The sequence below is a fragment of the Streptomyces hydrogenans genome (genome assembly GCF_014656075.1).
Taxonomy (GTDB): domain Bacteria; phylum Actinomycetota; class Actinomycetes; order Streptomycetales; family Streptomycetaceae; genus Streptomyces; species Streptomyces hydrogenans.
Map to the genome: position 1 here is coordinate 146,971 of NZ_BNBS01000004.1, position 11,668 is coordinate 158,638.

Annotated in this window: 6 protein-coding genes; 3 read left to right on the top strand and 3 right to left on the bottom strand. The window is 68.3% G+C overall.

The features are described from left to right. Positions 1-50 precede the first annotated feature (50 nt). Positions 51-911, bottom strand: a complete 861-nt coding sequence (locus IE321_RS03570) for a helix-turn-helix domain-containing protein (protein ID WP_190221715.1) — start codon at positions 909-911, stop codon at positions 51-53. 700 nt (positions 912-1,611) lie between these two features. Here IE321_RS03570 and IE321_RS03575 point away from each other — a divergent pair. From IE321_RS03575 to IE321_RS03585, 3 genes are read left to right on the top strand one after another with little or no spacing between them, the layout of a single operon-like run. Next, on the top strand, positions 1,612-2,748 hold the full coding sequence (locus IE321_RS03575) for a restriction endonuclease-related protein (RefSeq protein WP_190221716.1): 1,137 nt from the start codon (positions 1,612-1,614) through the stop codon (positions 2,746-2,748). After that, the gene (locus tag IE321_RS03580; protein WP_190221717.1) at positions 2,745-6,053 is read left to right on the top strand and encodes a pPIWI_RE_Z domain-containing protein; all 3,309 of its coding nucleotides are present in this window, start codon (positions 2,745-2,747) and stop codon (positions 6,051-6,053) included. The genes IE321_RS03575 and IE321_RS03580 overlap by 4 nt, the downstream gene beginning before the upstream one ends. Then, positions 6,053-8,698 carry a pPIWI_RE module domain-containing protein gene (locus IE321_RS03585; protein ID WP_190221718.1) on the top strand — a complete coding sequence of 882 codons (2,646 nt, stop codon included), beginning with the start codon at positions 6,053-6,055 and terminating at the stop codon, positions 8,696-8,698. The genes IE321_RS03580 and IE321_RS03585 overlap by 1 nt, the downstream gene beginning before the upstream one ends. 499 nt (positions 8,699-9,197) lie before the next feature. Here the strand turns inward: IE321_RS03585 and IE321_RS03590 are convergent, their stop codons facing one another. Both IE321_RS03590 and IE321_RS03595 read right to left on the bottom strand, forming a co-directional pair. Continuing rightward, positions 9,198-11,150 (bottom strand): DUF3732 domain-containing protein, encoded by a 1,953-nt coding sequence (locus IE321_RS03590; protein ID WP_190221719.1) that lies wholly within the window; start codon positions 11,148-11,150, stop codon positions 9,198-9,200. Further along, the gene (locus IE321_RS03595) at positions 11,147-11,572 is read right to left on the bottom strand and encodes a three component ABC system middle component (protein WP_226653056.1); all 426 of its coding nucleotides are present in this window, start codon (positions 11,570-11,572) and stop codon (positions 11,147-11,149) included. Before IE321_RS03595 ends, IE321_RS03590 begins: the two co-directional genes overlap by 4 nt. Positions 11,573-11,668 lie beyond the last annotated feature (96 nt).

Genomic DNA, 11,668 nt, shown 5'->3' on the forward strand with positions numbered 1-11,668 from the left:
GGCCGGGTACGACCGGGCCTGCTCACCGCACTCCCGGCCCCGCGGCTCGCTCACACCCAGTCGTACTGCCGGGCGTACCAGCCGAGCTGGAACCGCGTCGTCGCCCCGGCCCGCTGCGTCAGGGCCTGGAGCCGACGCTGCACGGTACGCACGGACAGCTTCAGCTGTCCCGCGATCGCCGTGTCCGTGAGTCCGGCAAGCAGCAACCGCAGGATGTGGGCGTCGACGGGGTCGATGCCGTCGTGCGGCCGCTGGTAGGGCCGGGCCCGCTCCCACACCTGCGCGAACAGGTCCCGGGCCAGCAGGGCCGGTCCGCCTCGCAGCACCATCGCGGGATCGACGGCCGCGCCCCGGCCGTGCAGCGGCAGCATCGCCACCTCGTCGTCGCAGAGGATCATCTTGCACGGCACCTCGTCGACGGTACGGACCTCGACGCCGTCGGCCAGGGACCGCACGACGTGCTCCGCAGCGCCCGGCTCGGTCAGGAAGCCCTGGTCGATGACGGCCCGCACGCGCACGTCACGGGCGAGCACCGTCACCTCCTCGCTGTCCTCCGGGGTGACCGCCTCCGGCTGCCCTGCGGAGAGGATGTCGAGCGAGCGGCGGGCGGACAGCTGAAGCTGACGGTAGCGCGTGGCGATCGCCTCCGTACCCTCGACGATCTCCACGAGATCGCCCCGCCCCCGCTCCCCCGCCGCCGTCCGGTAGGTCTCCGCGAGCCGGGCCACCGCCAGCTCCGCATGCCGCAGCCGCTCCCTGCGGGCGGCGAGTTCGCCACCGAGCGCCATGGACGGAGGCGCGGCGGCGTACCGACCGTCGTCGGCGAGCGTCGCGAGCCCCCGCTCCACCAGCGCACGGAGCGCCTCCTCAGCCCGCCTCCGCGGCACTCCGGCCGCCTCGGCGATCTCCACCCCCCCGGGCTGAGGGCAGCCCGATCAACCCCAGGTAGACGGCGGACTCGTCCGCCGTGAATCCGAGATCCTCCAGCCCCACAGCCTCTCCTCACGTGGTGCCCGCACAGCGGCGCGCAGTCCGGTTCGTAGGTACCAGCCATATCACCGGTCGTCGCGGCGTCTTCCGGCGGCCACTGACCCGCGACCACACTGGGCCGAAGTGCCCTCATTGGCGTTCGCGCCGCCAGCAGGAGGAGCAACCGTCTCCGTACCCGGTGCCGCGAAGGCCAAGCGGTCAACGAACCGACCCCGCTCACGTACGTATCTATCGACGGCCGGCGAGCTTCGACCCACCCCTCCAGGGTCTCGGGATCACCGCCACGGAGGCCGACACTATGGCCTGGTCCGCCGTCCGTCCCGCCGACATCGATGTACTCCGCTGCTACGCCCTCCACCGCTGAACAACGACCACCCAATGTCGAATGACAGTTCCAAAAAGAACACTCACTCGTAACGGATAGTGCATTGTCAGTGACGTGGTGTATATCGATCAGCTATGAGCATTACTCAGGAAGCCGCCAGGCCCGCTGACCGTGCGCACCCTCAGTCCGTCGGATCGGAGTCGCCGGACGGCTGTCCACCAGCGAATGAGGTAGCGGAGTCACGGGATGCCGCGCCCGGCAGGGGCCGGGATCCCCAGAGCGCAGCGGACGACTACATGACGGTGGAGTTGTTGTGTGCCGCCTTGGCGAGAATCCGGCTCGATCGGCAGCAGGCGGATGGCGGGCACTTCAGGGCTGCTGAATTGCCCGGTCCGTTGCCGCGCGCCTGGCGTGACGCACGGGGGCGGTTGTGGTGGAAGGCGCAGGCGCTGGGGTCGGACTGGCCGGGCAACGACCTCGAGCTGTTCGAGTGGTGCCGTCGCCCGCTGGGGTCCTGGCCCGTTCCGCTCTCCCTCGCCGGCGGTGATCTCGAAGCCATCCTGCTGGACGGGGATGAGTTGTCGGAGTTCGCCGAGCAGGCAGCCGATCTGGTCCGTCACGCCGACGTCGAGGCGGAGTTGGTTCAAAACCAGACCTTCGCGGCACTGATGTCGTGCGCCCGGATGAATGGTGATGGCGAGGAGGCTGTCCAGCGAATCTACTGCCGACTGCGGCGCTTGCTGATCGATCGCCCCGTTCTCAGCGACCGCGACGTCCAGGCGTTGGCGCGAGAGCTGTCGAAGGCGGACGCCGACAGCGACTCGTACCTCGCGAAGTTCGTGCGCACTGCGTACGTCCTCCATCCGGTCGAGAGCCCGGGGAAGGTCCGGCTGGGTCGCTGTCGCGAGTGTCGCAATCCGGTCGACGACGGGGCGAGCGGCTGCGGCACTCCGGGGTGCGGCGGAAGGCCCGAGCGGTTCGAGGTGGCCTGTCTGGGTGGGTACTGGACCCAGCACCGGGCGACCCGCCAGTTCTTCCACGACCCTGGACTGCTCGAAGGGCGGCTGTTGGACCGGCTCGCCGAGCTGCCGGCGGACCGGGTCCGGACTGAGCCGTGGCCGTGCCTGGACGCCTGGGACGCGGCGTTGATCTTCGAACCGGTGAACGCCGGCGGAGAAAGGGAATGCTGGGCGATCGACGCGAAGGACTGCGCGAGCCCCACTCTCCTCGCCCGGGGGTTCCGCAGCGATGCCCGCGTGCCGGCGCGTCGGCGCATCATCGTCGTCCCCATGCACCGCCTCCAGACGCCTGGCTACCTCGCGGATCTGGAGCGCGAGCTGCATGGCCGGGCCGCTGGAGTCGAGGTGCTTGATGAGAAGGCGTTCTTGCGGCACGCCGCCGTCCGCGCGAGCAGGGCGGGAGGTGCCCGATGAGGGACACCCGCTCCTGGAGCACCTCGCTGGTGAAGGAGCTGGACGACGAGTGCGTCCGGCCGATGCTCGGCCAGCTCAAGCCGTGGGAACTCTGTGCCCTCGAGCTAGGGCTGTCGTTCCTGGTCGATCACATGCCGGGGCGGGGCATCGGCGCTCTGTGGCCGGTGCTCGCTGGATACATGCGGCTGGATCCGGCGTTCGACCCGCAGATCCGGACCTTGCGTGAGCTGATGGGCCCGGTTGCCAAGACCGGGACGATGCGAGAGAAGCTCGACCACTACGTGAAGCTCCCCGCCCAGGTACGGGGGTTCGAGCCAGGCGACATGGCGGGGCACAAGGCTGAACTGTCGACCGTGTTCACCCGGCGCCGCTCCCCATACGCCGCGGCACGCCACGACGTCTACCGGCAGAGGCTTCAGGAAGTCGCCCCTTACAAGGCGGGGAGCGACTATCGGCCGGCGCCGCCTGGTTCGACGTGCTCTTTCGAGCGAACTGATGGCAGCTGGGAAAAGATCCGTATCCCTGAGACTTTTGTCCCCGCGCCGGCCCCGCCCGAGCTGCTGGCGACGGCCTTCCGAACACGGGAGCCGATTCCTCTCACCATGGAGGACTTTCAGCGGGCGGCGGCCGAGATGGACGAGCTCCTGATCGCTCACCCGGAGATCGAGAACCGGAACTTCGTCAAGCGGCTGGAGCAGATGGAGGCCCTGCTGGCCGACCATGTGGGAGGGCGTCTCCTGGAGCGGCCACAGGAGATGGTCATCGACGGTCTGTGGCACGTGGTGGGCCTGATGAACAGCGGAAAATCCACGTTGCTGGACATGATCGCCTACATCGTTGCCCAGCGCGGCGGCAAGGTGGGCTTCGTGCTCGCCTCCGGTAGCGACATGTACGCCAAGGTCAGTTTCCTGCAGGCGCTCCGTATCAACGCTGTCCCCATCTTCGGACGGACCCGGGAGGGAGTGCACAAGGACCGCTATTGGCGCTCGCTCCTCCACGACGGCGCTACCACCTTCCCGACCGGTGTCGACGCCGCGGCGGCGTTCGCCGACGACCAGTGCTACGTGGAGGAGCTGCGCCTGACCAGCAGGAGCGACCGGGCTCCGCTCCCGAGGGAGGAGCGGCCGTGCAGGGGCAAGCTCTTTGTGGACGGCCAGCGCGGGCGCCGGGACTGCCCGATCCTTTCGCGATGCCCTGCCCACGCAGCGGCTCGCAATGTGGCGGAAGCCCAGGTGTGGGTGACCACCTCGGCCGGCCTGGCATCCACGAAGATGCCGCAGTCCCAGATCGAGGTCCGCGTCGCCGAAGCGGCCCAGCATCACTTGGCCATTCTCCTGATGGACGAGGCCGACACCGTGCAGCAGCAGTTCGACGACCAGTTCCTGCTGCACGAGATTCTCTCCCAACCCGGCAGGGGCTGGAGCCACCGTGTGGGGGACCGGATCGGACAGCGCTTGGAGCACTCGTGGTTCCTCGACCTCCGGGACCCCGAGGTGACGGCAGGCGACAAGCACTTCCGCCGCCACGACCAGGCCTTGACGGAGCTCTACCGACTGATGATCGACCCGGGTGCCGACCACCTGAGCGCCCTCATCGCCGAGGGACCGTTCACCGGGTACAGCCTCCTGCGGCGCCTGGCCCGAAGCCTCCACGGCCTAGGCGAGCGCAACGACTTCGCCCGCAAGGCGGAACTCGAGGAAGCCGCCGACCGGTACTTCGAACAGCACTTCGAGCCGCTGGTCACCGCCCCCTTCCAGGCGCCCGCAGAGAACTGGGCCGAGCTGATCGAGGCCATGACAGCGACCCACGACACGCTCATGTCCGCGCAGGAGGCCGCCGAGGCATGGATCGAGGCCCATCAGCCGGTACTCGACGGCATCACGGCCCGGGGCACGCCGGCGGAGCTCGCGCAGCTGTTGCAGGGCGGCCTGTGGGCCGCGCGCATCACCACATCGTTCTTCGAGGTCGCCCAGCGTCTGCCGGCCATCAGCCCGGCACAGATCGGAGACGGCGACGACTTCTGGAGCCGCCAGCCGCCCCGCGACCTGATGTCCTTCGTCCCAGAGCAGGCCGCGGGAAACCTGATGGCTCTCCAGTGGCAGCCTAACCCCGCCGGCGACAGCGGGTCCTTCAGCATCCTGTGGCTGCGTGGTGTGGGCCGGTGGCTGCTGTATCACCTGCATGACCTCCTGGAGGCCGAAGGGATCCAGGGGCCCAACGTCGTCCTCGCCTCCGCCACCAGCTGGATGCCCGCCTCCCCCCGCTTCCACCTCGACGTCACCCCGAACCTGGTCCTGCGCGAACCCGAGAAGGCCAGGGCGGCGCTGCTGGAAAGCAGGATGTTCTTCCGGCCGCCGCGCTACCGCGACGGCCGCCCGGTCTTCACCTCGGGCACCGGAGGTGACCCCACCCTCCACGCGCACGCCCTGTGTACGTCCGCCGACTGGATCTGCAACCCCGCCCCCGGTGCGCGGGAGTCGCTGCTCCAACAGGCCCGCCAACGCCTGGCCGACGACCGCCAGCAGGTCTTGTTCACCGTGCAGAGCACCCGGGACGCCCAAACCGTCGCCGATTACATCAACCAGAAGACCCCGTACACGGCCCTCCATGTCATCCGAGACGACGACCCACCTACCCGCCACAGCATCCCCCGGCGGCGCCTCGCCACTTTCGCCGCCTCCGGGGCCGACATCCTCGTGGCAGCCGAAGGCGCCGTTCAACGCGGCCACAACATCCTCAACGCCCGCCGCGTCGCGGCCCTCGGCGCCGTGTTCTATCTGGCCCGGATCCACCCGCCCGCCGACGATGCCACCTTCCCGCTCTCGCTCCTCAGCCGCGAGGCGATGCGCCGCCTTCGAAATCCTCTCGACGTCACCCTTGACCACGCCGACCCGGTCGACCTCGCGCGCAAGCTCCGCGGCAGCGAGCGTCGCCGTTGGCAACGGCGGGTAGGCGAGCCCGTCCTGTTCACCCGACTCACCGACCCGATCGAGCACGCCGCGTTCGTCGGCAACTTTCTTGTTCCTCTCCACCAGACCCTCGGCCGTGGCATCCGCGGCAACGAGCCCGTGCTGGTCTACCTCTGCGACGCGGCCTTCGCCCCCCGCACCGCGAATCTCGACGACTCCGCCCCGGACACCCCCCGTACCAGCGTGATCGTCGCCGCACAGCAGCTCCTACACGGCTGGCTCACGGACCCCGGCCCCACGGCCACGGTCGCCGAGCGGCTCGACCACGAACTCGCGAAGGCCTGTTGGGGCCTGGCTTCCCATCTTCTCGACAACATCGACTGGGGTCACCGCTGATGCCCGCCTACCGCAGCACCCAAGCCACCGTCCTCACCTTCACACCGGAAGCCACCTGGCCCGTCACCGGCTACCGCACGACCTGCCCGCCGGGAATGCTCGCCCTCCTGGAGAAGGCGTGGGACACCCGGCCCGGCCGTCGTCCCCGCGGCGGACCCGACTACCTGCCCACCAAATCGCTACGGGACCTGCTCACCCTCATCGACCCCGACATCACCTCCGTACAAACCAACCCCCGCGACCCCGCATGGCTCCGGGCCCGCGCCGAGGTCGACCCGGACCTCCTGCTGATCGCCCTGTCGGCATGGGCCTCGAGCCGCGTGGCACCCCACATGCCCGACACCGACTGGTACAGCCAACTCGAAGGCGCCGGCCAGCTGGAGTGGGTCCCCGAGGACCTCGACCTCACCCGCCACGGCCTTCATGCCAACGGCACCGCCAACCCCCCGACCCACGTCTTCAACCTCCTGCCCAGCCTCGTCGCCGAGCACCTCACCAGCAGCGGGCTCCAACTCCTGGGACACCACCGCGACCTGCGGCTCGGCCCCACCCGCGCAGACGGCCGCCGTACCCTGCACCTCGGCGCACCCGAGACCCTCACCGACGAAGACGGCTCGGCCGGAGCCAGCGTGGACGTCCTGACCTTCCACCTCGAAACAGTGCCCGGCGTTCCCGAAGTCCACCTCCACGTCGACCTGAACATGACCCGCCTCGCGACGCGCCCAGTCGAGTACGTCCCCCGCCGCGGATTCAGCGACCCGACCGCCAAAGTCCTCCTCTCGGCCAAGGAAGGATTCGTCCACCGCCGCGAGCGGCCCATGCTCCTGCAGAGCAGAGTCACCATCCGCCGGCGCGGGGAGAGCAGCACCTGGGCCTGGGAGCCGGGCGTCGCCGAGATCCTCGCCCGCCTCACCCACCACCAGCCACCCAGCCTCGACCAACTGCGTACCGCCCCCGGCGACGCGGCAGCGCAGCCCTTCGCCGCCCACCTCGTCCACAGCACCGGCATGACCTACCGCTACCCCGACAAGGACGGCACACCGCCGACGCGCTCGGTCCACGACCACCCCGTCGGCAACGGCTACCAGCCCCGCGACCACATGGAGGTCCTCGCCCAGGTCGCCCACCAGCTGGAGGAGAAGGGGCTGGCTCCACTCGCGCCCACCCCTAAGGCCCGGACCCGCGCCAAAGCGCTCCTGCCGCTGGAGCTGCCTGACGCCCCCACCTACGAGATCGAGGTATGGGCGTCCTCCGACCGGACCTGGCAGGGCCTTCAGGTCGCTGCCGCCGCAAAGCTCGGCCTGACCCCCGGCCAATCCACAGAGACTTCCGCCGGCTTCACCGGGCCGCTGAACGTAACGCTTCACCGCTGCGACCCCCGGGACCTGACCGCCGGCCTGCCCCGCTCCACCAACCCCGACAAAGTCGCGCGCCGCGCCGAGTACGAAAGGAGTGAGACCGAGCGCACCGCAAGGATCGCCGAAGCCTTCCCCCGCCTCGCCGAACCCATCGTTTGCATCGTGGAGATGGAAGGACCCGCCTACTTCTCGCGCACGCGCCAGGGCGATCCAAAGAAGCTCTTCAAGAAGACCCTCCCGGCTCTCGGCCGAAACGTCCAATGCCTTCGCCCGATTACCCCTGCCAACCCCAATCCCAGCAAAGCCGCCCTCGCCAAGCGCTTCGCGGACACCGACTTCGCCACGAGCGACATCGAACGCGCCGCCTCCGCCCTCAACGACGCTCTCCGCCAGGCCGGCCACCTGCCCAAGATCGCCGTACCCCAGGGCATCGACGGCCCCTTCGAACTGATCACGGTCTGGCTCGTCCCCGCGGGCGAACGGATGATCGTTCCCATCCTCGTCCGGCAGCACACGCACGAAGAACCCACCGCACAGCTCATGCCCACACCCGGCAGCTCGACCGAGCACCCCATGCCGCTGACCGCACTTCCCGAGGCGCTGACCGCCGGCCGCGGGCGCGTAGCCACCCGCACCTCGCGCGCGGCCCTCGCCGAGTTCATTACCGGCGCCCTGGCCCTCGACTCCACCGCCGACCGGCTCCTGCTCGTACGCCGCGCACGAATGAGCGATCGGGACATCTGGCCATGGCTGCAGGACGGCCGGATCGCCTTCGACCAGCTAGTCCTGCCAGGTGTCGACATGACCGACCCCGCTGTGACTCCGGCGATCCGAAAGCCCGGCGACCAGCCCGGCCTACGCATCATCCGGCTCCGGGAACGCAGCGACCGCGACGCGGTCCCCCGGTCCTTCGGAGTCACCGAGGAGATGGTCAGGGTCGGCGAAGAATCGGAAGAGCTGATTCCCGTGTCGAAGTTCGGGCGCTTCTCCGGCGTCGTCCAGGTCGGGGAACGCGCGTTCTGGGGCATCAACCCCCGCTCGGCCCAGAACCAGATCTCGCTCGGCGTCACCAAGCTCGACCCGGCCGAACCGGGCAACCGAACCAAGACCTGCTCCAACCCGGCTTCCCTGGAGATTGTGCCTGCGTTCCTCCAAGAGGGAGACAACCCCGCTGATTGGGCCATGTACGCCCAGGCCCAGCGACGTCTTCACGCCCACACGACGATCGCCACCACCTGGCCGGCCATCGCCCACCTCGCCGGATTGATGGAGGAGTACATCCTGTAATCAGCACGGATCTCATGACGGCGCTCGCGACAGCTCCCGAGCGCCTGAGTGAGCAAGGCCGCCGCAAGCCGCATATCTCCGGTCACGATCGCCGCCGCGGCTTCTCACCCTCCACTGGCAGTAACCGAGCAGCGGGATGGCGGTAGCGCTCCGGCGACGCCTCAACTCGGCGGTCAATCCGGCGGGCGCTCGTCGGACGTTGCCCACCACTTCCCCAGCCGGAACTGATCGCCGGGTTCAAATCCCAGGCGCTCGTACAGCCGTGTCAGTGGTTGGTGAGAGTACGGGTACTCACGTTCAGGCCGTGAGCGATCTTGCGGGGCTCGATGCGGTGCACGGTTCTCCCTCGGCATGAAAGACGGTGCTGTCCAGAACGTATGCCAGGCGCGGGAGGCCCTCTGTCAGTGGCACCTGATACCTGCCAGAGCCACGTTCACGTGTACGCCGACAACCGGCCATGATGGCAGCTGGGCCCACCGGCGTCACGCGCGCTGCAGCGTCAGTCAGCCTCGGATGTAATCCATGCGGCAGGTACGAGTGCTTGTCCGTCGCGTCGGCGCCACCTGTGCTCGACGTGATCGCTGAAAGCGGGGTCTTCGAGGTCTGCGTGCTCCATGACGATGACCTGTAGCCTTCCGTCGAGCCGGCGGAGCGTGCGGTGGATGGCCTTGAAGATGTTCAGGAGAAGGATCCGGTCGTCGCTCTCAAGTACCTCTTCGCCGACGTGGTCAGGCGGGAAGTACACCTGCGAGGGCTGGTCGAGAATGAGCACGCCCGGCACTGGGTTGCCGTTCTCGGCGAACCACTCGTGGAGGCTGAGGAGGGTGGCCACGTGGTACCCGAGGTGGTTGTCCCCGCTGCCCATGTCTTTCAGTGGTATCGCCCCGTCGGGGGTGTCAGCCACCACGGTGAGACGGTTCACGTCGAGGCGCAGCATCGAGCTGGAGTGTTCCAGTTCGAGTTCCTGCGCCTTGGACCTGATCTCCTGGTTGATCAAGGACAGGAAACTAGTCAGGCGGTCGCCTTGGGTATCTTCGCTGAGAAGCGTCTCCAACTCGGCGATCCGTATGCGCAGTTCCTCGGTTCGGTCTTCCACTCGAGGTCCGATGGCGAGTTGGGCCGCGGTGTCCAGGTAAAGACTGATGCGGCCCTGCACGATGGCGGCACGCCGTGCGTCGTCAGGTTCGTGGTCCAGCGCCCGGAAGGCTGCCGTGACCTCGTTTATCTCTTCCTGATTGCGGGCTAGCCGCGAGCGGATTTCCTGTAGCTGGCCCTCTTCTTCGCTGATCATTCGCTCGATGGCTGGAGTGTCCCTGCCAATGGCGTGGAGGTCGCTTTGGAGGTGCTCAAGCTCCATGGCCAGTGCCGCTGCGGTGACATGGGCGGGTGTAACCGGGCCGGCGCAGACTGGGCAATGCGCGCCGTACGGATACGTGGGATCGCGCTTGAGGAGACCAAGGGTGGCCAGCCGAGCGCGCTGCTCGTTGGCCTGGTCGGTGAAGTCGCCGTTCTCCGCCAGGGTCGTCTTGAGGTCGGCGATGCGCGCCCGTGCTCTGTTGGCGTGACTCCGCAGCCCGGTACGACGGTTGCGCAGGTCGCTGATGGGGTCATCGGTCGAGTCCGGGCCTGCCTGGGGGCCTCTTTGGAGGAGCGGCTGGCGCAAGAGCCGCAGGACTCCTTCGGCGGTCGTCTCGCGGCTGGTGTCAGGACGCACGAGGCGGGCTTCGATAGCTTCGGTGAGCAAGGCTTGGGCCTGGCCGGCAGCGGGGGCAAGAACTCTCGCGGCGGCCAGTTTCGCTTCGTGGTCGGACAGGTCCTTGCGGGCGAGGCGTAGTCGACTGCGGAGGAGTGCTTGCTCGCGGTCGGTTGCGCCGAGGAAGTAGGGGATGACGCCGCGGATAGTGTTCGGCCTCCACTCCTTGCCTTGGGAGTGGAAGAGGACGTCTTCGTTGGCGACCTCGTTCTGGGCCTGGAAGCAGAAGAACAGCGCGTGGCGGACGGACGGTGCGATGAGTGTTGCCCGGCCGACGGCGGGGACACGGATGTTGCGGTCGATACCGCAGAAGTCGCTCAAGATGTCTTTGGCGACCTCCCTCGGTGTGACAAAACGAAGGTCGTCCAGGGGTGGAGGGGGCGAGCCTGGTGCCTGCGAGAGGACGCACATGACGGTGCTGACGCTCTTCTTGGCCTCGGGGGCGCGGCGGGCGACGAAGAGTTGCTGTCCGGGCTTGACCAAGGTGATCGCGTAGGTGCCGACGTAGTCCCGCACCTTGCCGGACTTCACGGGATACTCGGAGCTAGCGAGGCAGTAGTCGATGATCGTCAGCAGCGCGCTCTTACCGCGGCGGGAGTCGCCGGTGACGATGTTGAGGCCGCCGGGCTTGAAGGGCACCGTATGCACTTGACTGGGCTGCTTGCCGTAGATGGTGACCGCGCGGATCTGAAAGGTCACGGCTGGACTCCCATGAGGGTCAGGACAGTACCGAGGCTGCCCGTGCTGGGCAGCCAGCGCCCGAGCATGTGGGCTGCCTGTTGGATGGCTCTGGTCTGCTGCGTGCCGTCGCCGATGGTCTTGGGCACGGCGCGCGGCTTGAGCATGAGGCCTGTGGTGGTGCAGAACACGGCGCGAGACTGGAGAGCGAAGAGGAGTCCCGGCCGGACCACGGCGGCGAGCGCCGTGGCGTTGCGGGACATCTCGATGCGCACGTGCTGGTTGGCTTCGAGCCACCCCATCAAGCCGGTTCCTGTTGTTGCCGGCAGGGCGTCCCTGATGGCGGGTTGCAAGGCCATGATGCTGGCGGTGACGGCTACGGGGAGTGGGCAGGGAGCCTCGTACGCCTTTTCGTGGCCTTGCACTGCACGGATGCAGAGCAGTGCGGTGAAGGCGGGGTTGTAGAGGGCACGTTCCTCGCGGCTTACTGATCATTTCAGAATGAGGTTCGGAGGCGTCGCAAGCAGATGATGCTGCAG

Excerpts from the sequence above, each read along its gene's own strand:
- IE321_RS03575 (WP_190221716.1), top strand. The coding sequence starts at position 1,612 with ATGACGGTGGAGTTGTTGTGTGCCGCCTTGGCGAGAATCCGGCTCGAT.
- IE321_RS03580 (WP_190221717.1), top strand. The coding sequence starts at position 2,745 with ATGAGGGACACCCGCTCCTGGAGCACCTCGCTGGTGAAGGAGCTGGAC.
- IE321_RS03585 (WP_190221718.1), top strand. The coding sequence starts at position 6,053 with ATGCCCGCCTACCGCAGCACCCAAGCCACCGTCCTCACCTTCACACCG.